Annotated in this window: 20 protein-coding genes; 13 read left to right on the top strand and 7 right to left on the bottom strand. The window is 55.3% G+C overall.

The window, feature by feature from the left end; all coding sequences use genetic code 11:
- Positions 1–9: 9 nt before the first annotated feature.
- From AC5WNJ_RS09935 to AC5WNJ_RS09905, 7 genes are all read left to right on the top strand, one after another.
- Complete coding sequence (locus AC5WNJ_RS09935) at positions 10–1,812, top strand: glycosyltransferase family 92 protein (protein WP_495929508.1); 1,803 nt, start codon at positions 10–12, stop codon at positions 1,810–1,812.
- Between the two features lie 42 nt (positions 1,813–1,854).
- Positions 1,855–4,116 (top strand): glycosyltransferase family 2 protein, encoded by a 2,262-nt coding sequence (locus AC5WNJ_RS09930; protein ID WP_495929506.1) that lies wholly within the window; start codon positions 1,855–1,857, stop codon positions 4,114–4,116.
- A gap of 61 nt (positions 4,117–4,177) precedes the next feature.
- Positions 4,178–5,230: a phytanoyl-CoA dioxygenase family protein gene (locus AC5WNJ_RS09925; protein WP_495929504.1), complete on the top strand. Its 1,053-nt coding sequence runs from the start codon at positions 4,178–4,180 to the stop codon at positions 5,228–5,230.
- A complete protein-coding gene (locus AC5WNJ_RS09920) occupies positions 5,230–6,264 on the top strand; it encodes a glycosyltransferase family protein (RefSeq protein WP_495929502.1) in 1,035 nt (344 codons plus the stop codon). Before AC5WNJ_RS09925 ends, AC5WNJ_RS09920 begins: the two co-directional genes overlap by 1 nt.
- Positions 6,265–6,555: 291 nt before the next feature.
- Positions 6,556–7,602: a glycosyltransferase family protein gene (locus tag AC5WNJ_RS09915; protein WP_495929500.1), complete on the top strand. Its 1,047-nt coding sequence runs from the start codon at positions 6,556–6,558 to the stop codon at positions 7,600–7,602.
- Between the two features lie 168 nt (positions 7,603–7,770).
- On the top strand, positions 7,771–8,451 hold the full coding sequence (locus AC5WNJ_RS09910) for a DUF938 domain-containing protein (protein ID WP_495929499.1): 681 nt from the start codon (positions 7,771–7,773) through the stop codon (positions 8,449–8,451).
- 141 nt (positions 8,452–8,592) lie between these two features.
- Positions 8,593–9,579: an IS481 family transposase gene (locus AC5WNJ_RS09905; RefSeq protein WP_495929497.1), complete on the top strand. Its 987-nt coding sequence runs from the start codon at positions 8,593–8,595 to the stop codon at positions 9,577–9,579.
- A gap of 61 nt (positions 9,580–9,640) precedes the next feature.
- On the opposite strand, the gene AC5WNJ_RS09900 is transcribed toward AC5WNJ_RS09905, so the two are convergent.
- From AC5WNJ_RS09900 to AC5WNJ_RS09870, 7 genes are all read right to left on the bottom strand, one after another.
- Positions 9,641–12,517 carry a glycosyltransferase gene (locus tag AC5WNJ_RS09900; protein WP_495929496.1) on the bottom strand — a complete coding sequence of 959 codons (2,877 nt, stop codon included), beginning with the start codon at positions 12,515–12,517 and terminating at the stop codon, positions 9,641–9,643.
- Between the two features lie 142 nt (positions 12,518–12,659).
- Positions 12,660–13,871: a Hint domain-containing protein gene (locus AC5WNJ_RS09895; RefSeq protein WP_495929494.1), complete on the bottom strand. Its 1,212-nt coding sequence runs from the start codon at positions 13,869–13,871 to the stop codon at positions 12,660–12,662.
- Positions 13,872–14,780: 909 nt separating this feature from the next.
- Positions 14,781–15,344: a plasmid pRiA4b ORF-3 family protein gene (locus tag AC5WNJ_RS09890; protein ID WP_495929492.1), complete on the bottom strand. Its 564-nt coding sequence runs from the start codon at positions 15,342–15,344 to the stop codon at positions 14,781–14,783.
- A 121-nt stretch (positions 15,345–15,465) separates the two neighbouring features.
- Complete coding sequence (locus AC5WNJ_RS09885; protein WP_495929491.1) at positions 15,466–15,642, bottom strand: hypothetical protein; 177 nt, start codon at positions 15,640–15,642, stop codon at positions 15,466–15,468.
- Between the two features lie 120 nt (positions 15,643–15,762).
- A complete protein-coding gene (locus tag AC5WNJ_RS09880; RefSeq protein ID WP_176677309.1) occupies positions 15,763–16,050 on the bottom strand; it encodes a hypothetical protein in 288 nt (95 codons plus the stop codon).
- Between the two features lie 86 nt (positions 16,051–16,136).
- A complete protein-coding gene (locus tag AC5WNJ_RS09875; protein WP_054557116.1) occupies positions 16,137–16,505 on the bottom strand; it encodes a PH domain-containing protein in 369 nt (122 codons plus the stop codon).
- Positions 16,506–16,778: 273 nt separating this feature from the next.
- Entirely contained in the window at positions 16,779–17,675 is an 897-nt protein-coding gene (locus AC5WNJ_RS09870; protein WP_495929489.1) for a LysR family transcriptional regulator, read from the bottom strand.
- Between the two features lie 471 nt (positions 17,676–18,146).
- Here AC5WNJ_RS09870 and AC5WNJ_RS09865 point away from each other — a divergent pair, with 471 nt between their 5' ends.
- From AC5WNJ_RS09865 to AC5WNJ_RS09840, 6 genes are all read left to right on the top strand, one after another.
- Entirely contained in the window at positions 18,147–19,664 is a 1,518-nt protein-coding gene (locus AC5WNJ_RS09865; RefSeq protein WP_495929488.1) for a CoA-acylating methylmalonate-semialdehyde dehydrogenase, read from the top strand.
- 88 nt (positions 19,665–19,752) lie between these two features.
- Positions 19,753–21,522, top strand: coding sequence for a GMC family oxidoreductase (locus AC5WNJ_RS09860; protein ID WP_495929487.1), 1,770 nt, complete (start codon positions 19,753–19,755; stop codon positions 21,520–21,522).
- Between the two features lie 26 nt (positions 21,523–21,548).
- A complete protein-coding gene (locus tag AC5WNJ_RS09855) occupies positions 21,549–22,925 on the top strand; it encodes a CaiB/BaiF CoA transferase family protein (RefSeq protein ID WP_254627178.1) in 1,377 nt (458 codons plus the stop codon).
- A gap of 50 nt (positions 22,926–22,975) precedes the next feature.
- Entirely contained in the window at positions 22,976–23,812 is an 837-nt protein-coding gene (locus AC5WNJ_RS09850; protein WP_495929485.1) for an enoyl-CoA hydratase-related protein, read from the top strand.
- 68 nt (positions 23,813–23,880) lie between these two features.
- On the top strand, positions 23,881–24,249 hold the full coding sequence (locus AC5WNJ_RS09845) for a tautomerase family protein (RefSeq protein ID WP_175090409.1): 369 nt from the start codon (positions 23,881–23,883) through the stop codon (positions 24,247–24,249).
- Between the two features lie 205 nt (positions 24,250–24,454).
- Entirely contained in the window at positions 24,455–26,092 is a 1,638-nt protein-coding gene (locus tag AC5WNJ_RS09840; protein ID WP_176677305.1) for a BCCT family transporter, read from the top strand.
- Positions 26,093–26,124: the final 32 nt, after the last annotated feature.

Below are 26,124 nucleotides of genomic sequence, written 5' to 3'. Positions count from 1 at the left end.
ACATTGTGAATGTTCGGTAAAAAGAAAATTTTAGATAAACATAGTTTATGTATCTCAGCGATAGCTAAAAATGAAGCAATGTATATTTCAGAATGGTTGACTCATTATCGTAATATAGGCGTTACACATTTTTTTATAGCCGATAACGGTAGTGACGACGGAACGCAAGAAATATTGGCTCAAGAAGCCTTGGTCGGTGATATTACATGGGAATCATGGACTTGTCCTATTAATGCGCAAATTAAATGGTATGAAGAATGTCTATCAAGGTATAAATATCAATGTAAATGGCTGGGGTTCTTTGATATTGATGAGTTTTTAATAGATTGTCAAGATAGTAATATAATTGCTAAATTATCTACTTTGCTAAAAGATGATGCCATAGGCGGGGTTGCAATCAACTGGAGAGTTTATGGTTCTGCCGGGTTTAAAAGAGTTCAGCCAGGTGCCGTGACCAGCCGGTTCAACATGGCAAGCCGATCATCACGTGTCGTCAATCAACATGTTAAATGTATTGTCAAGCCACAAGCTGTTAGTAAAATTTATATTCATGCCCCTAAGCTAAAGTCTGACTTTTATTATGTTTCTCCAAATGGTGAGCCTGTCTCATTTGTTAATAATCAAGTAAAAACGGGTAGGACCGAATTTATTTGTAAAGATAGCTTGATATTAAATCATTATAATATTAAGTCTGAGCAAGAATTTGTAGATATAAAGTCCTCACGTGGACGTGCCAATCTAGGACCCAAATATTCTCGAAATATTGAATATTTCAAAAGTCATGATATGAACGAAGAGTTGATAGAATCAGGTTGTTTTAATGCGTTGAAAGTAGATAGCTATAATCGCCTACCACGCAAACTGATTCGAAACAAACCATTCTGGTTTATACATATCCCCAAAACTGCTGGTACCAGTTTTAGACTTGGTGCGATCTCCAAGTTTGGTAAAGAAAATGTATGGAATGATTATGGAAAAGATAGCAAAGAAACCCATCCAGTGATAAGTAGAACAATTTATGATTTGCAAGATAGGTATGAGTTGAATAAAGCAATCAGATCAAATAATGTATCTATTATAGTAGGGCATGTTCCTGCAAGTCGATATATCGACACCGCTGGAATAAGAAACTCATTTACCTTCCTTCGAGACCCGCTACAAAGGATAATTTCGGACTATAAACACCTTGTTCGATACAGTGGCTATACAGGTAGCTTGGAGAGTTTTATTGAGCGCCCTGAACTACAGAATAGACAATCTAGATTTCTGGCTGGCGCAAGATTGCAAGCATATGGGTTTATTGGTATCACAGAACGATATAAAGAATCATTGGATTTAATTAATCATCTTTATTCTATTGATATACCACATCGAATGGAAAATGTTGAGACTAACGTTGGGTGCATTCATTCAATTTCTGAAGCTGATCATGATCGAATATCGGAGCTCAATGATAAAGACTTGAAACTTTATGCCTCCGCTTTAGAAATCTTTTCCCAGCGTATTGACTTACACGCTAATTATCTTCCTTATGTTCATGGTGCTTTACAAAGGTCAGTAGAGAATAACATTCTTGGGTGGGCGTGGTGGAGTCTCTCGGATGATCCGGTCGAGATCGAAATATTTGCCGATGACATATTCATTTCGCGAGCAATAGCATGTGATTATCGACCCGGATTGATAGGTCTATCTCCTCCTCGAGATAGCTATGTTGGTTTCAGTGTAAGTCTAGGGAAGTTTAATTCCAGTGGGATGAGAATTAGCTGCAAGGTAGCCCTGACAGGCCAATTGATCGATAGCTTTGTTCTATAATACTGATTATGATACTTCTGTTTTCAATGTGGACTATCATTCATGACGTCTAAATATTTCTTATTCGATGTTATAGAGCGTCTGTGGGAAAGATTTTTTTCTCTATCTCTTGATAAATCCAAGTGTAAAAAAATAAATATTTATTTTGATGAAGGAAAAGGTTCTTATATTGCTAGCACTAAGGACCCTCAGATAATTCTACATTCCCGTATATGGCTTCCAGGATGGTATATGCTAGAAGCGACTGTCCTTCATGCCACTATGGCTCGAGAATCGCGTTTATACCTCAATGAGGGCAATGGCTATACCAATGACAAAAGCTTCATACTGCCAATCAAGAACGGTTGTGTTTCCAAGCGTATCATCAAGGTTACTAGGCCGGGAACTCGTCTCAGATTCGATCCGATTGATGTTTCTGGCGAATTCGGCATTGACAAGTTGAATTTGATTCTGCTGACGCCGCAGTTTGCCCATGATCGTATGTTGAAGCGTATCACTCGCCTACATCATGACTTCAGAGGTAAGTCATTGGCAGATGCCAAAAAGGTATTCAATTCTGCTAAGGCGGCCGGAGGGGAGAGTCGCGAGAAGTCTCTGATGAGCCACTATGCTGACACCTTCCGCAATAATCGCACCCAAGGGGATTATCTTGCGTGGATAACACGACATGAGTTGCCCATTGCAGAGACAGCACTTGATCATCAGCCATTGATTTCAGTGCTGGTACCAGTCTACCTCCCTGATATCAATGATTTCCGGGCCTGTCTAGAATCCGTACTGGCACAGAGTTATCGCAATCTCGAACTATGCCTCGTCGATGATGCTTCAGGCTCAGCTGAGCTGACTGCAGTATTGGATGAATATCGCAAGCGAGATGATCGTGTGCATGTCATCGTTCACGATCACAACAAGCATATCTCTCACGCCAGCAATACTGCTCTGGCCCACGCCAATGGAGATTATGTTGCGCTGTTGGATCATGACGATGTGCTCGCGGAGCAAGCGCTCTATCTGATGGTTCAGGCAATTCAGCAATCACCAGATGCCGTGGTGGTGTACTCGGACGAAGACAAGCTTGACGAGCAAGGTCGTCGTCATGACCCGCACTTCAAGAGCGGCTGGAACCCTGATCTTCTGCTATCCCAGAATTATATCTCTCATCTGGGCATGTACCTGACCGAGCGGGTTCGTCAGGTGGGAGGTTTCCGAGCGGGGGTCGAGGGCAGCCAGGACCATGACCTGGTCTTGCGGGTCACTCATGGCCTGAAGGCAACTCAGGTCGTGCATGTTCCACGTGTTCTCTACCACTGGCGGGCAGGCAAGGGGTCGACGGCGCTGGACAGTGGCGAAAAGGATTACACCAGTCAAGCCGGACTCAAGGCAGTGCAGGATTATCTGGCTGAACATTACGCACATGCTTCTGTCAGCTTCGGGAGTATGCCGAATACCTATCGTGTCAATTGGCCAGTCATCGGCAAGCCACTTGTCAGCTTGATCGTCCCGACTCGCGATGGTGTCGATATCCTCAAGCCGTGCGTCGAGGCGCTGTTGGAAAAAACTCACTATCGGCATTTCGAGCTGCTGATTCTGGACAATCAATCGACATGCGAGAAGACGCTCGCCTTCATGCAGGAGGTCAGCCAGCGTGACTCGAGGGTAAGGGTGCTGCAGTGGGATCATCCTTTCAATTATTCAGCCATCAACAACTTTGGCGTGAGTGAATCTCGTGGCGAGATCATCGGACTGATCAACAACGATATCGAGCCCATCAATGCTGATTGGCTGGATGAGATGGTAGGGCAAGTTCAACGTGAAGAGATTGGCTGTGTTGGTGCCAAACTGTATTACCCCAACAATACCGTACAACATGCTGGTGTCATTCTGGGAATTGGAGGTGTGGCTGGACATGCCCATAAATACTTCCATCGCAATGAGGCGGGTTACTTTTCTCGCTTGATGCTGCCCCAGAACTTCAGCGCTGTCACGGCAGCGTGCTTGCTGGTTCGTCGTGAGGTCTTCCTCGAGGTGGGAGGGCTGAATGCAGAGCATCTGGCTGTTGCTTACAATGATGTGGATTTCTGTCTGAAGGTACGTGAAGCCGGTTATCGAAATCTTTGGATACCCTATGCAGAGCTCTATCACCACGAATCCGTCTCACGCGGGCGAGATCACAGCGGCGAGAAGCAGGCACGTGCAGAACGTGAAGATGCTTATATGTTGCAGGCATGGGGTGACACTCTGACGACGGACCCTTACTACAACCCCAACCTGACTCTCGTCCACGAAGACTTTTCGTTACGCTGAGCAGAGTGCCGTCCCGTCATGCCTGTAGCTGCCTATTGAACATCGTCTCGCAAGGAACGCCATGTCCCGTTCACGATTTCTGCTCAAGGCTCCCCTGTGGGGCCTTGCGCTATTCACCGGTGCCAAGTCCTTCATCGCCAATCCGCTGATCGGGAGCGAGCGTCTGAATCGCCGCGGGCTGCACGTCTGGCGGGTGAAGGCGGCGTCTCGGATCATGCGCTGGCGCATGGCCATGTTGAGTCGAGGCGTGCCGACAGCGGAGCGTGAAGCCTATCTGCGTGATGGCTATCTACTCAAGCAGGACTTCCTGTCGCCAGAGCTGTTCGCGCGACTCAAGACCGAGCTTGAAACCGTGCATGATCACGGTCCCGGTGAGGTACGTGAGTGTTGTCAGGGGGATACCCGCACGCATCGCGTATTGCTGGACCCGGATACCCTGAGCGAGCTGCCGGTGGCTAAGCAAGTGTTGGCTGACCCTCAGCTCAAGCGTCTGCTGCGTTTCTGCGCTGGCCATCGTCGCCTGCCCATCGTGCATCTCGAGAAGGTGTTCAATGGCGCCCGCGACAGTGATGAGGCCGACCCGCAGAAGTCCCTGCACGTGGATACCTTCCAGCCGACCATGAAGTTCTGGCTTTACCTGGAGGAGGTGAGCGATCGCAACGGGCCTTTCATGTTCGTGCCTCAGTCCACGCAGTTGAACAAGGGCCGTCTGGATTGGGAGTATCACATGAGTCTGACGGCGCGTGAGCATGCCAATCGCTATACCCAGCGAGGGTCCTTCCGGGTCGAGGAGGGCGCACTGGCTCGCTTCGGTCTCAATGCGCCCACGCTGTTCAAGGTGCCTGCCAACACGCTGTTGATCGCGGATACCTTCGGCATGCACGGCCGTGGTCCTGCCGAGGCGGGCAGTTCGCGTCTGGCGCTGTGGGGAATGAGTCGCACGACGCCCTTCCTGCCGTTGCCGGGGCTGGGCGGCGAATGGCTCAATCGGCTGCAGTATCGTGTGCTCAAGGCGGAGCGGGCGCGGGATGACAAACGTGCCGCAGCGCGTGGTGTCGAGTCTTCCTGGCATGTCGTGGCGCGTGATTCCTTGCGTGCGCAGGACCCGTCCTGATGTCGGCTGAAGCTTCACCCTTGGCAGGTGTGCGGTGGGTCGTTCTCAGCGATGGTGCTCGACCCACCGAAGATATCTACTTTCTTGAGTCGGCCGCCCCTGCTCTTCGCCAGCAGGGGGCCATCGTCGAGCGTTTCGATACACGCCGCTACTACCTGCCGACGCGATGGGCATTGCGGCGCCTGGCGGGCGCCAATCTGCTGATCGTGCGCTCTCTGGGCGAGCGCTGGGTGCGTCTGCTCGAACGTCATCATGAGCGCATCGGGCGTATCGTCTATCTGATCGACGATGATCTTGGCGCCGTGACCCGTACCGCTGGATTGCCTGCCGCCTATGTCGCTCGTTTGAGCGGCTTGGCGATGCGTCAGCCCGCACTGCTTGCGCTCGCGGATGAGGTAGTGGCCTGTTGTGAGGCGCTGGTGGCCCAGCTTGGGCGAGAGCATGCCAATGTCTCGCTGCTGACACCGCCAATGCTGACGCCAGAAACTGAGCTGGCCGATTTCACTCAGTCTGACTGGACCATCGGCTACCACGGTACCCGTGCGCATCGTGATGACATCGCGCACCTGGCGCCGGCACTCACGCCAGTGATGGCATCACATCCCCAGGCACGCCTCGAGATCATGATGGGGCGGCACGTGCCTGAATCATTTTGCGGTATCGCACGGCTGGAGACCCCGGAGGCGCTGCCCTGGAAGGCCTTTCAAGAGTACCAGGCGACACGCCGCATCCAGATCGGCCTCGCACCGCTTCTGGAGACGCCGTTCAATCGCGGCAAGTCGTGGATCAAGTTTCTCGATATCGCCGCGATGGGCGGCGTCGGTATCTACAGTCGTCGGGCGCCGTATGACGGAATCGTCGAGCATGGCGTCGATGGGCTCTTGGTGGGGGACGACCCCAGCGAGTGGCGGGCAGCGCTGGAGCAATTGCTGGCTGACCCAGCCGCTACACAGGCCATGGCAGAGCGGGCATTGCAGAAAGCCCGAGATATTGGCGCTGTAGAGGCGTGTACGAACTTCTGGCGTTCGCGCTGACTTGAGCGAGATGATCCCAACCTACAAGGCCCGCAGCCAACCCTGCGGGCCTTGTTATTTCTGGAGCTGAGAACGACCAATCTGACACTTCCAGCGGCGATTTCGTGTCCAACGCAGGTAACACGTTGATTACATCCGCTACACACCAGCAAAATTTGAGTGGTGTGATGCCCAGAAATCATTAAGCTCAAAGTAAGCGTCCCAGAGTCAGTGTGTGCTCTCGCTCGCGCTTGTTTGGCGGTCACGCCGAACGTGCCGGGACCATGAATGCCTCGAGTAAAGGAGACTGACATGACCGCCTTCCCGACCACTCCTCGATGGATCGTACTCAGTGATGAAGCCCAGGCGCTGGAAGATATCTACTTCTTCCTGCCTGCCATGGCCGCGTTGCGCAAGGAAGGCACACGTGTCGAGCGTTTTGAAACCCGCCGTTGGAAGTTCTCTCCCAAACTTGCCCAGGCGCGCCTCTCCGGCGCCTGCCTGTTGATCGCGCGTAGCCTGGGGCGGGAATGGATCGAGATGCTGGAGCAACACCGTGAGCAGCTCGGTCGTATCTGTTACCTCGTCGATCATCTGTATTCGCCTGAGTCGTTGGCAGCGGAGGAGGGCAACTCTACCCCTGAAGCAGGCTCTGAGGCTGCCCAATTGCAGCAGCGACTGTTCACGCTGGCGGATGAGATCGTCGTGGTCAGCGAGCAGCTGGAGGCCGCTCTGGCGAGCCTGCATCCCAAAGTCAGCCTGCTGACACCGCCACTGACTGGCAAGCTGCCGGATCTTCACCATCTCGAGCAGAGCGATTGGTGCATCGGCTTTCACGGCACTCTGTCTCATCGTGACGATATCGTGGCGCTGGCCCCCGTGTTGCGCGATATCCAGACGCGGCATTCCGACAGTGAGGTGGAGTTGATGATGGGGCGACATCTACCGCTGGCACTCAGCGACATTCCCCGCCTCAAGACGATGGAGGCCGTCAGCTGGGAGGGATTCCAGGATTATTGCTCGCGGCGTCGGATCGCCATCGGCCTGGCCCCCTTGATGGAAAACTCCGACAATCGCGATGCCTCCTGGCTTCGGTTTCTCGATATCACCCGCATGGGCGGGGTGGGCATCTACAGTCGCCGGGCGCCCTATGTCGAGTTGATCGAGGACGGCGTCGATGGCCTGTTGGTGGAGGATGATCCGACAGAATGGACCGCCGCCCTCGAGCGCCTGCTGGGCGATCGTGATGCGACGCGTGCCATGGCGCACAACGCGCAACACAAGGCCCATGAAGTGGGCGATCCACTGCAGGTGCTGGATTTCTGGCGCGCGCGTTCGACGGTGGCGCGCGCACGCTAAAGTCGTTTTGTGGCCTGCTTCGGATAGCCCAAACAAGATAGCTTGGCTGAAATTGCTCGATCCAATCACGGTCTGCTCAAGCGCCGCGCCCCTCAGGGGTGCGGCGCTTTGTTATGATCTCGCCATCTTTTCGTTCTGAGTCATTTGCCCTGTTGAAAGGAGTGCTGCATGGCCACCCCCGAGTTACCCGATGACTTGCCCAGCGCCGCGTCGCAATCCTCGCAGAAGGATGTCGAGGTGGCGCACAGTCAACGTCTCGCGAGCCCAGCGGTCGCCCGCAATCGTGACGTGATTCTTGATGTCCTGCGCGATGTGTTGGCACAGCAACGTGAGGTGCTGGAGCTGGCCAGTGGCAGCGGTGAGCACGCTATGCATTTCGCCCACGGACTGCCTCATCTGGCGTGGCAGCCCAGCGATGCCAGCCCGCGTGCGCTGGAGTCCATCGCGGATTGGCGCACCGAGGCCGCCTTGCCCAACCTCAAGGCGCCGATCACGCTGGATGTGCAGGCCGAGTGGCCTGAGGTGGCCTACGATGCGCTGGTGGCGATCAATCTGATCCACATCTCGCCGTGGCGGGTCACATCCGAGCTGATGTTGCAGGCCGGTCGACGCCTTCCGAAGGACGGCGTGTTGTATCTCTACGGTCCCTACAAGCGGAGAGGGCAGCACACGGCGCCGAGCAACGAGGGCTTTGATGTGCAGCTCAAGAGCCGCAACCCGCTATGGGGCGTGCGTGATCTGGAAGCGGTCATCGAGGAAGCGGAGCGCAACGGCTTGCGGCTCGACAAGGTGATCGAGATGCCGGCGAACAATCTGAGTGTAGTATTCCACCAACTTTCTGGCTCATAGGCCTCATAGTCTTTGTAATGACCTACTCAGGGAAATGCCCACCTCGTAGATGTAGGGTCTCGGATGTTCAATTGACTAGAATAAGCTATCCCTTGCTTGCTGCCAGAGGGCTTCTTCGTCAGTTCGTTCAGGAGCATCGAGATGGGCATCAAGCTTCATAAGCAAGCGACTACCACACCCAAGGTCCGTGCTGAGATCCAGGCCGCTCCTGCCCACATCCCGGACAGCGTATTGGCGGAGCGATTTGGCGTGAGTGATATGACCATCCGCCGGTGGCGGCATCGAGACGACGTCTATGATCGTCCTCACACACGTCATAACCTCCTGGCCACCCTCAACGGGGAGCAGGAAGAAGTTCTCATCGCCGCCAGAACGTTCCTTCGTCTGGGGCTGGATGATCTCCTCGTGGTGGCTCGTGAGTTTCTTCATCCGACCCTTTCCCGCGCAGCCTTGCACCGGATGTTGAAAAGACGGCAGGTGCCGACACTTGCCGAGCTGGCACGCCAGGACCAAAAGGACAACAAGCAGGCTCCCAAGGCATTTCGGGACTACGAGCCAGGCTACCTGCATATCGACATAAAGTACCTGCCACAGATGCCCGATGAGACCCAGCGGCGGTACCTGTTCGTGGCCATCGACCGTGCCACGCGCTGGGTCTATCTTGAGGTGCGCTCCAGCCAGTCAGCGAAAGACGCAGAGGAGTTCTTCCATCGCGTTATCGACAAGGCACCGTTCAAGGTTCAGAAGGTGCTGACAGACAATGGAAAGTGCTTCACTGATCGTTTCACGTCGGGCGGTGAACGTAAGCCGACAGGAAGCCATCTTTTCGACATGGCCTGTGCACAGCATCATGTCGAACACCGGCTCATCCGTCCGGGTCACCCCCAAACCAACGGGATGGTCGAGCGCTTCAATGGCCGTATCAGCGATGTGCTGACGACTCGACGCTACGAATCGAGGGAGGATCTGGAGCAGACACTCAAGCGTTACTGTTGGCTCTATAATCACTGCATCCAGCAGAAAGCATTACATCATCAGGCGCCGATATCAGCCATGAAAGATTGGCAAAAAAGGCGGCCCGAGCTTTTCCACAGGCGGGTAATCAATCAGGCGAGACCCGACATCTAGGGGAATACTCAGGAGGCCTGGATACCGCAGGTGCTGCGCTTATTGCTTGAATTCAGGGATTTCAGAGGATTAGTTTTCGTATATCGAAATGGTTGTTCGTATTAGCATTCCAGTACGACTGTGTTTTTTTATGGGGTAGCTCCATATGTATATGTACTATACGACGTAAGTGGTAAATGGGTTGTATCATAATGCCTATTTCCGATGCCTGTGCTTCTCTGATTTTAAGATATGTGGCAATTGCCCGTGTAAGTAACCCTGGACCAGTTTTGCTCCAAGTGCTTTCATTATCTCGTGCGAGCAGTGAAGACAATGCCATTTCGCTTGCATATACAATAGCGGGATGTTGAGGAGCTGCAGCTATTATGTTGTTGGCTAATGCACCAAAGTTCTCTCTAAAGCAAAGCAATTCGACGCCCTTCGGGAAGAGTCTGTCTAGGTTATCGTGGAAACGATCATCGGCATCAATATATAGACCTCCGTAATATCTTAGATAGCAAAGACGGAAGAAATCGGCACCTTCAGCAGGATTATTAGCTAATAAGAATGCTTTTTCATAAGACCGGTCAAAGGCAGTTCTTAAGAACTGTCTCGCTTTACGACTATCAAATCGAACATACTCAATATCTGAGAAATGTGCCCAAGTTTCCATAGTATCCATTACGGATTTTGGTGGAGTAGTGGCATCCCAGTACTGCACAATACGTCGAGGAATAAGACAGCTATTCGCCTGGAAGGCTGTAGTAGCCACTTGAGCATAGGCTGCTACAACCTTTGAGGCTGCAAAGTTGTAGCGAGAAGTAAGTTCTGCTGTCTCGTATGCCAAGTTCAGGGCTTTTTGTTCCGCTTGGTATAAGTATAGATCATTTAGGTGAACTCCTATCATTGATACAGAAAAGTGTTCTGATGTTACCTCGTGTTGTATACCGGATCGCCTAGCTTTCTCAATAAGGTTCTGAGCTTCTTCAGAGCGGCCTAGCATGATGAGCAAACGGAGTCGTGTCATCAATAACTGTGTCGTATTTCCTACACCGCTAGCGTCCAGTTCATTTTGTGCTTCTTGGCTATTTCCTAGTTCTAACCAGCATTGAGCACGTAGGTTTGCCGCGGCTATTTTTTTTGCAATCGGGATATTACCATGCAATATCTCAAGCGCCCTTCGGGGTTGGCCTGAATTAAGTAGCATTAACGCATGCAACGATTTGAGTGCAAAGTCTTGGGGCCAGCGCAGTCGACATTGCCTTACATAGCGTTGCCCAAGCCCATGGACATCGGTAAGCTTTAGTAGGTTGCATAGCCTACGTGCTTCTAGTAAATCTCGTTTCGACTGATGGCGAGAACGGTAGACGGATAGCGCTGCATGCGGCCCACTAGTGTATAGTGCAAATTCGACATTTACGTCGTTTTTTGCTTTATTTGTAAGATGTTTAGTCAACCTTTCTTTCAGTGAGAAAAGCGAATGATGTACTTGCGATGCCATGGCTTTCTGAAATAGAGTTAATACGACATCTTTATCTTTCGGTCCGTGTAAGAATATAGCATCACATGCTAAATATGTCTCTTTTCTACTTGCCAGTCTTTCAGAATTACAAACTAGTTCTAGTTTCTCTTTTTCACTTATAAGTTGTGATTTTTCAAGAATAAATTGAATGATATTGCGATAACAATCACGCTCTTTCTCAGAGACAGCTTGCATAATATCTATGAGTGATGCTGCATGAAGTAAAATCTGTATATCTTGCCGAGATACATCCTTTTTTATTTTAATTGCTCGGTACACCTCAATAAGATGAGCGGTATATTCTTCTTTATTGAAATTAGCTATTAGTGAAAGCCAAAGCTTATTGGCATTAATATGTTCTGGGTGTAGTACAATAAGGGTATGTAATGTTCTTCTTGCTGCTTTGATACGACCATTCGCTAGGTAAAATCGCACAGCTGCCAGCATCACACCGGGATGCACGACCGTCGTATTATGAAGCATACGAAGTAGCGAGAAAGCTGGTGACTTTAGGTTAACCATGCGTAGCAAATCTAACTTTGCACAACATAGTCCTGCGTGTAGGTGATGTTTATTTAACTCGCCATCGGCTACAGTAAGCGCTTGAGATAGTTCCCCCATTGCCATATGTATTCTAACTCTCAGAACTTGTAGTTCCGGATCGCTTGGTCTACGTGCGAGTGCTCTTGTGACCCGCTCAGATGCCAGTTCTATCAGGTCTAGATCCAATGCCACCTGTACCCATAACTTCCAGATGATAGGGTTGTAGATTTTATGGGAGATTGCATCCTCTAGCACCTTGTTCGCTTTATCGAGCTGACGACTATTAACCGCATGCTGTGCAATATGAACTGCCAGGGTTTTGCCTAGGGTAATGGCATTTGTATGAGTTGGTTGGTGAGTCAAAAGAGAAGTGATAATGGTATAGGCAGCATCGAATCTACCATAGGATTGGTACCAGCGCGCTATTGCCATCTGTATTGCGGGATGAGGATCTGTATTTTTTCTTGTGTTGCTGACGAATTCTAAGCCTACTGTTTTGAGTTCCTTGCCCCGTAATAGGTCAAGCTTGAGACACACAAGATCTGGTGCCATCGGCCATTGGATAAGCGCTTTATCTACGATGGCTCTAGCTTTTACATCGCTCCCTTGTGCCTTTTGAATACGCCCGTAGAGCTCATGTATGGGGCGATGATAGGGGTGGTCTGAGACAGCTTGCACAACACGATGACTGGCTTCCACCAAGTCATTTTGTCGATAGGCAAGTTGTACCCAGTACTGCCAAGTACGTGCACAGCGAGTCGGTGCTTCTAATCTCGGTGCGAGCAACTGTGCCGCTTGTTCATAATGACTATTGGCGATCGCCTGTTGAATTTGGTCAAACGAAGGTTGGCTTTGATTTTGTGAGCGATCGTCATGTACGGACAATGTTGTCATTACCTTGTTGAGGTCTGAGTGGAGAGTTGACGTACTCTTAGGTAGAACATATTAGCAAGCCATGAACATAAAAACACCCGCGCAACAGATGGATTCTGTTACGCAGGTGTAGGTGAACTACCTTATGCTCTGGCGGAGCTTATCAGGCAGCCTGGATCGACAGTTTCGGCTCCTGAATGCCGAAACGCTCGCGAATGGCCAGTGGCAGCAGGCGACGTGCGGAAATGCGCGGACGCTTCATTTCGGTGATGGTTGTGTCCATGCCGTACAGTGACAGGTACTCATCATAGTTTTCGAAGGCCTTGCGATCGACGTAGTCGATATAGGTCTCTGCGGCAGCACCATTCGCCAGAATCACTTCGTGATTCTCTGTCTCGATGTGATAGTAGGTGACTTCCTTGGGAAGTTCGCTTGCCTCAACAGTGTTAATCGTTGAGCCATTGACCAGTGCACCGGCATTGATGACCAAGCCATCGATGATCATGCCGTGACTGGCAGTGACTGTCAGATCCTGGTTCGGCAGCCCTGGAGCAATAGCGTTTTCTTGGAAGCGAATAGCCTGGAACTTGTCTTGCGCCTTTGCCGGGCGCACTGTCTGACGACCCACCCACTTCACGGCCACGGCGTTACCTTCTGCGGTCACAACCATATCGCCGATCGACAGGTTTTCGACAGCAACTTCACCTTCCGGCGTAGAAATCATGGTACCTTCAGCGAAGCACACCAAGGTGAAGCCGTTTTCACCGTTTAGCAGGCTTGGATCATCAATGTAAGCCTGAGCTTCTGCTTCTGTCATGGGAATATTGGCGACGACATCCCCTTCGCCTAAAACCCCATTCCCTGAGTTGGTGATATGTAGGGCGCCATCTCGATAGGCTTCTGTGAACAGGCCGTCATCCAGCTGCCAAGTATCATCAGCGATGCTCAGCGTGTCACCTGTTCCGAGACCTGTGACATTCAGTGTGGTGGTGTCCAGAAGGCTGACATCTGAAGCGTCGTAAGTGAAGTTACCAGCGCCTTCTCCGGTGAAGTTCACATCGTAGGAGCTGAGCCCAGATAGAGCAGAGATGCTAGAAGCATCGACGCTGATGCCACTTGCACCATCAACCTTGTAAGTCACATTGCTGAGGGCGCTGACATTCAGCAGGCCCTGGTCAATATTGAGCTGACCACCGTTGGTCGCCGTGAAGGTCGGCTGGGCGCCAACTTCAACCCCTGCGATACTGAGTACATTGGTTTCAACACCATCGGACACCAGCTCAGAGGAGCCCAGTGCGGTGATGTTGACACCATCGTTTGGAGTTTTAATGACTTCTGTTTGAGTACCAGCAAGGTTCAGATTCAGCGCTGCCATCGCGATGTTCCTTATGCGTTACGGTTTCAATGTTGTGTCTGCTCACCACGACAGCTAGCGCCGAGATGTGCAGGGCAATAAGCGTTATTTTTTCGTTTAACCATATATTATTGTCGAAGGCCCCCGCCTTCGTATGATCAAGAGTATGCGCAAGAATCTGACAATTTCAATCACATCGAGGAATAAAGTAGTACTCAACGGGCAATGAATTCTATTTTCCTTTGGTAAACAACATGCTACGGATGTGTTGGTACATTGCAGAGCCCCTTGTCCACACGCTAATTGATAATTACACGCTAAATAATCGATATTGCCGTTAAATTATCGATTAATAATTTATTTAGGCTAAAGTTTATGGTACTGTTCGTGTTTTCTGACGAGATATAACACTCAGCCAAAAATCACGGGGCAGGGGATTGCGTCATCGCCATCAACTGTGAGCACGGAATTCTGTCCGGTATCCGCGACAGGACTCGCAACAGTATTCGCCTGAAGGTGTCATGGATGAGCTGGAGGGTCGTTCCACGCGCTCGCGTGGGGCTCCGTGAGCGAAATACGCGATAGAGAGGAGGGATCCGTTCTGTCGGTAAATGGCATCGCCCCGGCAAGCGTACAGCCCACCCAAGGCGTGTGCTGCGAGGAAATGATGAACCCCTGCAGGGCCGCTGACGTGAGTGCGCAGGGGGGGGGGGCAAAGAAAGGTTGAGTTAGGTAAGGCGTAACAGCGCCAGCGTGTACCGTTCGTCGTCGTCACGGGCTCACTCGATGCTGCTCCTATTGGGCAGAGCCTCCTCGGCAAGATGTCTCGCCAGATGGCCTCGTCAAGGCAGGCTATGCCGAACTCCTGGGCCCAGCCAAGTGATTGATTTGGCGGTTCACGTTCAATAATGGCCGCTATTGTCTCTTGAGTCATGCCATGCGATTGAAGCCCGCCTGGAAGGGGATGAGGTGCTCTTCAATGGCCTCTTCGTCCAGTGCCTCCGGCGAGAAGTCTTCCCCCAGCATCTGAAGTAGCTCGTGACCATGAGGATTCTGCTCGCCGGCGCTGGCGGCTTTCAGGGCAGCATACCCCTGCACACCGCCGATATCCTCCGGGGGGCATGCCATGGCGCCATCCAGCCATCTTGGGCAGGGGGAGATAGCTTCCATCCCTGTTGCTTCGATGATGATGCGATGTTTCCAGTCATCGCCAAAATCATAGAGATAGTGGAAGGCATTTCCCTTGGCCCGTTTCACCAGGGTCTTCAGCTTGGCATTTCGCGACATGGTAATGGGACGTTCGCTGAGGTCGTCGGGTTCAGCGTAGTAGCGACCGTCACACTCAAACTCGTAGAGGTGTCGCTCCTCCCACCCCATCACGTCCTGGATGAGCTCGTGGAGTCGGTGCAGATTGATGGTTTCTGGCACGACGACTCGACGCCAGACCAGGGGATCCGTGCCCATCAATTCAATACGTAGTTGAATGTCCGCCATTCGGCCTCCTCAAGTGACGTCGCTGCGCATGAGCGTACTGCGGGAATATCCGGGCAATTGACGGGATTGTCCGTTTACGCCGCAAGCCGGCTCCCTATCGCGATGATCCAGTGATGGTGACTCACGTATCAACCGACGCGTTGTCCTCACTCTCCTTCAGCAATCCCTCTATCACCAGAATAGAGTGTTCATGCGGTGCTTGTGGAGTAGAACGATTGCCTTGTTCCACTTCAAAAGGGAGTAGTGCAGAGACCAGTACCGCGGCGATCAACGAGAATAATGCATCAAAGTATTTCATCGATATCCCCCTCTAGACAACGAGTGTGTCTACAGAGACTATGTCACGCGCTTAAGGATTGCCTTTCGGTTATATCGATATGGATTAGCGGAATATTTGATGTCCGTGGCTGGCGCGTCGTCAGCGAGCGTCGGGGGCTCGTTCGGTGTCGTTCCAGTCGATCACATGGCTGATGATTTTCCAGCCGGCCTTGCGCGCCGCTTTCTCTGCCTGAATTTTGGCTTGAACCTTGGAGATGCTGTCGGTCTGCACCGTGAAGGGTTCTTCCAATGCCAGTCGCTTGTTCTTGACGCCCAGCGTCACCCTGAGCCCCTTGAGAGGCGTGGTGCTTTGCGTGGCACGTGGCTTGGCAACTGGCTTGGCAGGTGCCGTGGTACTGCGCACGAACTTGTCGAGTTCACGTTTCATGTTTTCTTCGAATTGCTCGACTGACATGTCACTCATCTGGGTACCCCCGTTTGATCAAAGGAATTCACAATGGAAGCAGTAGGGCATCAGCACACATAGGTGGTGATGACTTGCGAGATTTCGGTAAGGCGTGTCTTGCCGGTGAATTCAAACCTCACCGTACCGAGTGCCGAGAAATAGATTGTGAGCTCTGAATCAAGATCAAAGGTGCCGGAAGTTTCGATGGAGTAGGTTTCAATCTTCTTGTACGGCAGAGAGGTGAAATCTTTCTTGCTGCCGGTCAAGCCTTGAACATTGACGGCGATGATTCGCTTGTTGGTAAAGACGACGCCGTCACGCATCGATTTGTAGGCCGAGATGATCTCTTCGCCATCAATCAGCAGGTCATTGACGCGCTCGGCATATTCATCATTCTGTTTGAGTTTGAAAAAGCCTTTATTGTTGAAATCTATCATTTCTTACCTTGTGATTCGACAAAACTGTCATCCGATGAGGCCTCGACACCGAGCGTGAGGAGGCAACACGCGCTCGTGACGGGGCACACGATTTCATCCGAAACACGAATAGAATAATCCATCCTGCACCAATCGAGTAGCCCCGCATGAACGGGCAGCCCGATGCCGTCGGCATGCCGCGGAGTGAGGGTAAGTCAAGAAAGATAAGGCACGGCAGGACTGGGCTTGCCGCGTGAAATATCAGGCCTCACTCACTTGTCCTGAAAGTATCATTTATTGGGATGGCCAGACTTCTTCGAGACTTTGCAGAGCGGCTTCGACACAGGGTTCGTGCTGCTTGTCGTGGCGCCATACCACACTCAAGGCGCAGGGCAGGCGGGTGTCCGGCACGATATTGAGGCCACGTTCCTGGCGCTCGGCCAGCGCCAGGACATCGCGGGCCAGTGTCAGCCCGACGCCCGCGCGCACCAGGTCCAGCATGCAGACTTCCTGGTCCACCTGCGCGACACGGTGAGGGGTGCACTGACTGTCACGCATGGCATGCGCCAGCAGGCGTGAGTGGACGGAATTCTCCGGCGTCACGATCCACGGCAGGGCGGCCAGGGAGGGCCAGTCAGTCTCCGTCAGGCGTGCTGACCAGCCGGTGGGGGCGAGAATGAAATAGTCGAAGAATGCCAGCTCGCGATAACAGAGGGAGTCATCGCGTGGGCCTTCACCGGGGGGAGCGAGGTAGAAGCCGATTTCCAGTTCATTCTGGCACAGCGCCTTGAGGACGCAGCCGCTCATGCCGTGGTGAAGTTCCGTTTCCAGATTGGGCGCACGCTCCAGCAGATGGCGCAGCAAGCTGCCCAAGCGAATGAATTCCGGGTCGACGATGGTGCCGATGCGCAGCTTGCCGCGCACGGTACTGTGCAGTGCCGCGGCGGCCTGCTCGAAGCTACGTGCACTGGCCAGGGTCTTCTCGGCACTGGGCAGCAAGGCCTGGCCATCGGCCGTCAATAACAGACCATGGGGGTGACGCTCGAACAGGCTTAACCCCAGGCCTTCCTGCAGTTGCTTGAGCTTGAGGCTGATCGCGGGCTGGGTGAGGTGCAATGCCTGCGCCGCTCGCGACACGCTGCCGGTGCGCGCCACGGTGACAAAGGCATTGAGTCGGGAGAGATCCTGCATCAGTGACATCCATGTGTTTGGCATTTTTCTGGCCGGCGAGACGCGTGCTGCTGGTCCAGCATCTCGCATTGTGGCCTGAATGCGTTCTCTGCCACCTATTGGCCATTGGTCGCGGCAAGTCGTGTTCACCCGGGGCAGGCCTCGTGAGCGAAGCGCCTGCCACTGTCGGCACTCCTTTCTTTTTTCGCTATAACTGATTGATTTTCAGCGCTTAAATGTTTCTCTGCCTCTGGAGGAGAGCGGAGGATCTCTCGAGCGAAATCGGATATCAGCAATCGTTATATCTCACCCAAGAATTACTCAATTGCACCCTGCGCGTGGCGGCGTAATTTCATGAACACCTGCTGATGACATGTCCTCGTTCGTCATTGACTAGGCGAACGTCATTGATGAAGCGAACGACCTTCAGCGCCAGACATGTGCATGACACAGGCTTATTCCGATAAAACACCGCCAGCGGAGATCAGCACCATGACGACAGCAGCCAACGCTATCCAGCATTTCATCAACGGCCAGGTGACCCGAGGCGACTCCAGCGCCACTCAGGATGTCTTCAATCCGGCCACTGGCAAGGTGACCGGCCAGGTTGCGCTGGCCCGCAACAGTGATGTCGATGCCGCCGTGGCTGCTGCCGACGCCGCCTTCCCTGCCTGGGCCGACACGCCGCCGATCCGCCGTGCCCGTGTGATGTTCAAGTTCCTCGCGCTGCTCAACGAGCACAAGGACGAGCTGGCGGAGGCGATCACCCGCGAGCACGGCAAGGTATTCACCGACGCCCAGGGCGAAGTGGCACGCGGCATCGATATCGTCGAATTCGCCTGCGGTATCCCGCAGCTGCTCAAGGGTGACTTCACCGACCAGGTCAGCACCGGCATCGACAACTGGACGATGCGCCAGCCGCTGGGCGTCGTCGCCGGCATCACGCCGTTCAACTTCCCGGTGATGGTGCCGATGTGGATGTTCCCGGTAGCCATTGCGGCAGGCAACAGCTTCGTGCTCAAGCCGAGCCCGCTGGACCCCAGCGCCTCGCTGATGATAGCGAACCTGCTCAAGCAGGCGGGCCTGCCGGATGGCGTCTTCAACGTGGTGCAGGGCGACAAGGATTCCGTCGAGGCGCTGATCGATCATCCCAAGGTGCGCGCCCTGTCCTTCGTGGGCTCGACCCCGATCGCCAACCTGATCTACGAGCGCGGCGCACGTCACGGCAAGCGCATCCAGGCACTGGGTGGCGCCAAGAACCACATGGTGGTGATGCCGGACGCCAATCTCGACAAGGCGGTGGACGCCCTGATCGGCGCGGCCTACGGCTCCGCCGGTGAGCGCTGCATGGCCATCAGCGTCGCGGTGTTGGTGGGCGATGTGGCGGATACCCTGGTGCCGCGTCTGGCCGAGCGTGCCCGCGAGCTCAAGATCAAGGACGGCATGAATCTGGACGCCGAAATGGGCCCGATCGTGACTCGTCAGGCGCACGAGCGTATCTGCGGTTACATCGAAAAGGGTGTCGCGGAAGGCGCCGAGATAGTCGTAGACGGGCGTGACTTCTCCGGTAACGACATCGGCGGCGACAGTACTGAAGGCTTCTGGATGGGCGGTACGCTGTTCGATAACGTCACGCCGGACATGACCATCTACAAGGAAGAGATCTTCGGCCCGGTTCTGGCCTGTGTCCGCGTGCCGGACGTTGCAACCGCCATCCAGCTGATCAACGACCACGAATTCGGCAACGGCGTGAGCTGCTTCACCGAGAGCGGCAGTGTCGCGCGGGAATTCGGGCGTCGCATCCAGGTGGGCATGGTCGGCATCAACGTGCCGATTCCGGTTCCGATGGCCTGGCACGGTTTCGGTGGCTGGAAGAGCTCCCTGTTCGGGGATACCCACGCCTACGGAGAAGAGGGTGTGCGTTTCTATACCAAACAGAAGTCCATCATGCAGCGCTGGTCGGATTCCATTGATGCCGGTGCCGAATTCGCCATGCCGACGGCCAAGTAAGTCGCTCGCGGCTGGGCCATCAGCATCGTAGTCATCTGCATTCTGGTTATCTACCAGCCTACGTCAGCTGTCTGGAGAGGGACGCGCCATGTCAGGCAACAAGAACAACCCGCATCGATCGCCGGAGGGCGAGCAGGGGGCTCGCCCCGCCCCCTCTACCGCCAGTAGGGGCGACGATCTCTCTGAATTCGATTATATCATCGTGGGCGCCGGTTCCGCTGGCTGCCTGATGGCCAATCGCCTCAGCGCCAACCCTGACCACCGCGTGTTGCTGGTCGAGGCGGGCGGACGTGACAACTACCACTGGATTCACATTCCGGTGGGCTATCTGTACTGCATCAACAATCCGCGCACCGACTGGATGTTCCGCACCGAGCCGGACAAGGGACTCAACGGCCGTTCGCTGATCTATCCACGCGGCAAGACGCTGGGCGGCTGTTCCAGCATCAACGGCATGATCTACATGCGCGGCCAGGCGCGGGATTACGATCACTGGGCCGAGGTGTCCGGAGACGACGAGTGGCGTTGGGAGCACTGTCTGGCTGACTTCATGCGTCACGAGGATCACGCGCTGCTGGATGACGGCGCCAGCTGTGATCCTGAGCAGCGTGATTTCCATGGTCACGGTGGGGAGTGGCGCGTCGAGCGTCAGCGCCTCAACTGGGAAGTGCTGGACGACTTCGCCAATGCGGCCGAGCAGGCCGGCATTCCGCGCACCAAGGACTTCAATCGCGGCAGCAATGAAGGGGTGGCCTATTTCGAGGTCAATCAGCGTGCGGGCTGGCGCTGGAACACGGCCAAGGCCTTCCTGCGCCCCGCGCTCAAGCGCAGCAACCTGACGCTGTGGCATTCCACCCAGGTCAATCGTCTGCTGTTCTCGGGCGGCGAGCAGGGCATGGGGGCTGAAACAGGGGAGGCGAAAGAAGCAACCGATCTGCGCTGTACGGGGCTGCAGGTCGTGCGTGACGGCAAGGTCATCCACCTCTCTGCGAAGCGTGAGGTCGTGCTGTGTGCCGGCGCCATCGGCTCGCCACATCTGCTGCAGGTGTCGGGCGTCGGGCCCAGGGCATTGCTGGAGGAACATGGCGTCGAGGTGGTGAAGGACCTGCCCGGTGTCGGCGAGAATCTGCAGGATCACCTGCAGATCCGCTCGGTTTACAAGGTCACCAATGCCAAGACCCTGAACGCCATGGCCAGCACCTTGCTGGGCAAGATGGACATCGGCATGCAGTACCTGTTCAAGCGTTCCGGGCCGATGAGCATGGCGCCGTCACAACTGGGCGCCTTCACGCGCAGCAGCGAGACTTACGCCCATCCCAACATCCAGTACCACGTCCAGCCACTGAGCCTCGAGGCCTTCGGGCAGCCGTTGCATCCCTTCCCGGCGATCACCGCGAGTGTCTGCAATCTCAACCCCACCAGCCGTGGCACGGTGCGTCTGCAGAGCGCCGATCCGCGTCAGGCCCCGGCCATCGCGCCCAACTACCTGAGCACCGAGGAAGATCGCAAGGTCGCGGCCGATTCCTTGCGGGTCACGCGGCGTATCGCCTCCCAGCCTGCCTTTGCACGCTACAAGCCCGAAGAGATCAAGCCGGGGGTCGAATACCAGACTGATGAAGAGCTCGCCAGACTCGCCGGCGATATCGGCACCACCATCTTCCATCCGGTGGGCACCACGCGCATGGGGCGCGCGAATGACCCGATGGCGGTGGTCGACAGCCGTCTGCGTGTGCGCGGTATCCGGGGATTGCGGGTGGCCGATGCCGGCATCATGCCGACCATCGTCAGCGGCAATACCAACTCGCCGACCCTGATGATCGCGGAAAAAGCCGCGGGATGGATCCTGAACGCACAGTAATACGCCACGACTTTGGGAGTTGACCGATGGCCATCTCGACGCAACCGGAACTCAAGAAGGGGCCGCTGGACGGGATCACCGTGCTGGATTTCTCACGGGTACTCGCCGGGCCTTATTGCACCATGGTGCTGGCTGACCTGGGCGCACGTGTCATCAAGGTAGAGAAGATCGGGACCGGAGACGATACCCGCGAATTCGGTCCCTTCGTGGAGGGAGAAAGCGCCTATTTCAGCTGCTTCAACCGCAACAAGGAAAGCATCGTGCTGGATATCAAGTCGCCTCGTGATCGCGAGCTGCTTGAGCGTCTGCTGGATGAGGCGGATGTACTGGTGGAGAACTTCCGCCCTGGGGTGATGGATCGCCTGGGCTATGGCCCTGAGCGCCTGGCCAGAACGCATCCTCACCTGATCTATTCCTCGATCTCGGGCTTCGGGCACACCGGCCCCTTCAGTGAATTGCCCGGCTACGACATGGTCGTGCAGGCCATGGGGGGCATCATGAGCTTGACGGGCTGGCCTGATGGAGAGCCCGCCCGCGTGGGGACCAGCTTTGGCGACCTGAGTGCGGCGCTGTTTGCGGCGGTGGGCATTCTCGCTTCGCTCTATAGCCGCACCCGGGATGCCCAAGGCACGCGGGTGGATATCGGCATGCTCGACTGCCAGGCGGCGCTGATGGAAACGGCGCTGGCGCGCTTCGATATCGAGGGCAAGGTGCCGCACCGCACCGGCGATTGTCATCCTTCGTTGGCGCCGTTTGAAAGCTTCAATGCGCAAGATGGCAAGCTCGTCATCGCGGCCGGCAACGACACCTTGTTCCTGTTGATGGCCGATGCCATCGGTGCGGCGCGGTTGGCCTTCGATCCGCGTTTTCTCAGCAACGACATGCGCTGCAGGAATCGTCCGGAACTGGTGATCGAGATGGAAAAGGTCCTGGTGCAGCAGCCGGTTCAGCATTGGGTGGACCTGCTCAATGAGGAGGGCGTGCCGTGCTCGCCGATCAATACCATCGACAAGCTGTTCGATCATCCGCAGCTGAAGGCCCGCAACATGATCGTTCAGGTCCAGGGCAAGGCCGGCAAGCCATTCAGGACGGCGGGCAATCCGATCAAGCTCACGGGACGTCGGGACATCGACAGTCAGGTGCCATGCAGTGCGCCGGGCCTTGGCCAGCATCGCGAGGCGATTCTGGACGAGCTGATGGCACGCCATGGTGCCTATCATCTGCCCGAATCTGACCGCCAGAAGAACACCGGACCGTCCGTCGAGAATGGCATTGCATACAAGGCCCGTCCGGTTCGCAAGCCATCAGGTACCGCCAAGAAAAAGCGCAGCGCAGCGCCAGACACCTCGTCATTCAGCGACGCGTCATCGTCCAGCGGCACAACGATCTGCGATGCGCAGTGAGTACGCCGAATTTACGCCAAAGTGACGCCACTCCACACCGGGAGACAAGAATGAACAAGATAGTGAAATCGCAACCCCAAGCCAAGCAGTCGGCCTCTGACGCGCCGGAGTCGGAGAATCTCGAGATGATCGTCGTCGAGCGTCGTGAGCGCGTCGGGTTGATCATCCTCAATCGTCCGAAAAGCCTGAATGCGCTCAACCGCCAATTGGCCGAGGAGACGCTTGCGGTCCTCCGCGAGCTGGACGCTGACCCGGGCATCGGCGCCATCGTCATCACCGGCAATCCCCGCGCCTTTGCCGCCGGCGCGGACATCGAGGAAATGGCCGAGAAGTCTTTCACTGATTTCTACATGGATGACTTTCTCTCGCCCTGGGACGAGGTGCGCAGGATTTCCAAGCCGATCATCGCCGCCGTCAGTGGTTTTGCCCTCGGTGGCGGCTGTGAATTGGCCCTGCTGTGCGACTTCATCATCGCCTCGGAAGACGCCCAGTTTGGCCAGCCGGAAATCAAGCTGGGCATCCTGCCGGGCATCGGCGGATCACAGCGCCTGGCCCGCTCGGTCGGCAAGGCGATGACGATGGATATGGTCTTGACCGGCCGCAACATCGGCGCTCAGGAGGCCAAGGAGATTGGCCTGGTGGCGCGGGTCGTGCCCAAGGATGAGTTGATGCAGAACGCGCTCGAGGCCGCGCATACCATCGCGGGCTACAACACGCCGGCGGTCAAGATGGCCAAGTCAGCCGTCAACACGGCATTCGAGACCCCGCTCAATGAGGGGCTTCGTCAAGAGCGTCTGCTCTTTCAGGCCGCCTTCGCGACCGAGGGCCAGAAGGAGGGCATGAGCGCCTTCGTTGCCAAGCGAGCGCCGGTTTTCCGTCATCGCTAGGCCCCGGGGTCTGGCAAGTTCGATGTTCATTCACCGCACCCCTTGTCCGGGTGCCAGCGGAGGCCATGATGCCCTTTGTCACGATCAATGTTCTGAAAGGCAAGTCTGATGCTTATCGCAAGGCGATTGCCGATGAGGTCAATGCCGCCGTCATCGAGACCCTGGATTTCCCGGCAGATGATCGCTACCAGGTGATCCATGAATGTACCGATCAGGACCTCGAATTCCAGTCACGTGATCAGGACCGCGTGATGATGCATCTGGTGATGCGCAGCGGAAAGCCGGACCAGGCCAAGAAGGCTTTCTACACCAGAGTGGTCGAGGCGCTGGGCAGAAACCCGGGGATTGCCCCCGGCAACGTCCTGATCACGATCTCGGAGAATCACGATATCGATTGGTCATTCGAGGATGGCATTGCGCAATTCTGTCCGGATTGAGCGGGGCTGATGAGCCTCGGCATCGTTTGTGCCGTGTCTGAGAAGTGACAGCAATCGATGTGACGCGTCAGAGATTCCGACTTTAGCCAGCCAGACCCTTTAGCCCCTTTCAACACCATGCGTTGAGTGGTCCACCAGCGATACGCCAATCGCGGTGGACCTCGCCTAAACACCGAACCGCACAACCACAATAACGGTGATCAACATGAGCAGTTCTGCGCCCAAGACGTCTTCCGGCAGCGGGAGCCCGACACGCGAGCCCCGCGCCTCCCACAAGGCCCGCGACGAGATCGACTGGCGGGTTTTCCTGCCCTCGGTGCTCGTCATCGCCGGCCTCATCATTCCCATCATCCTGTTTCCCGAATCCGGTGAGGCTGCCGTCAATGCGGCCTTCGCCTTCGCGACCGGCAATTTCGGCTGGCTTTACCTGCTGGCGGGCTTCTCCGTCGTCGTGTTCCTGATCGGTCTGGCGTTCAGCCGCTACGGAAACGTCCGTCTGGGAGGCCCGCAGGACACCCCGGAATTCTCGTATTTCAGCTGGGTCGCGATGATCTTCGCCGGCGGCATCGGTATCGCCATCGTCAACTGGGCATGGGTCGAGCCGATTTACTATTTCACCGGCCCGCCATTTGACGTCAAGGCCGGCAGTGATGCGGCCGCCGAGTGGGCGTTGGCCTATGGCCAGTTTCACTGGGGGCTGACGCCCTGGGCGTTCTATTGCCTGCCGGCGATTCCCATCGCCTATTCCATGTATGTGCGCAACCGCCCGGGTGTGCGTCTTTCCGTGGCCTCAAGCGGCGTGCTCGGCAAGCGTGCCGATGGCTGGTGGGGCGTGTTGCTGGATGCCGTGGTGGTGTTCGGCATCGTCGGCGGTGTCGGCACCTCGCTGGGGCTGGCAGTGCCGCTGGTATCACGACTGCTCGGCGATCTGTTGGGGATCGAGCCGTCCTTTGCGCTCAATCTGGGAGTGCTGCTGGTCTGGACGGCGATCTTCTCCGCCAGTGTCTGGTTCGGGCTGGCCAAGGGCATCAAGATTCTCTCCGACATCAACGTGATTCTGGCCATCGCCTTGCTGGCCTTCACCTTCATTGCCGGGCCGTCGCTGTTCATGGTGGAAGGCTGGGTCAACAGTCTCGGTACCATGCTGTCGAGCTTCGTGACCATGAGCCTGTGGACCGACCCGGTGGGCGATTCGACCTTCTGGAAGGACTGGACCGTCTTCTACTGGGCCTGGTGGATCGCCTACGCGCCGATGATGGGGCTGTTCGTCGCCCGTATCTCGCGGGGGCGCACCATTCGTGAGCTGATCATCGCCGAGCTGGTGTTCGGCTCGCTGGGCTGCTGGGTGTTCTTCGCGGTCTGGGGCGGCTATGCGCTGGACCTGCAGGTAAGTGGCACCCTGGATGTCGCGGCTGCACTGAGCGACGGCGGTATCCCCGGCGCCGTGTCCGCGATTCTCGCCACGCTGCCGTTCTCCGAGCTGATCACCGCAAGCTTCATCCTGCTGTGCTTCATCTTCCTGGCCACCACCCTGGATAGCTCCGCCTATGTGCTGGCGTCGGTGACCACTCGTGAGCTCTCTGGCTATCAGGAGCCCAAGCGCAGCGTGCGTCTGATCTGGGCCTTCCTGATCGCCGGTGTCGGGGTGGCATTGATCCAGCTGGGCGGCCTCAAGGCGGTGCAGACCTCGACCATCGTGGTCGCGCTGCCGATGATTCCGGTGCTGTTTATCCTGACCTGGTCGCTGGTGCGCTGGTTGCGCCAGGACTTCGCGCGCAAGGTGCTGGAACCGCATCTGGTGCTGGAGACTCCCAGCTCGCGCGATGACGCCAAGCCTCGCTGAGTGCACTTTTTCCTGTCTCTCTCAACATATGA

Source organism: Cobetia sp. PDI-23MA (genome assembly GCF_059507735.1).
The sequence above is the reverse complement of the archived record's forward strand: the minus strand, read 5'-3'. Positions and strand labels throughout refer to the sequence as shown.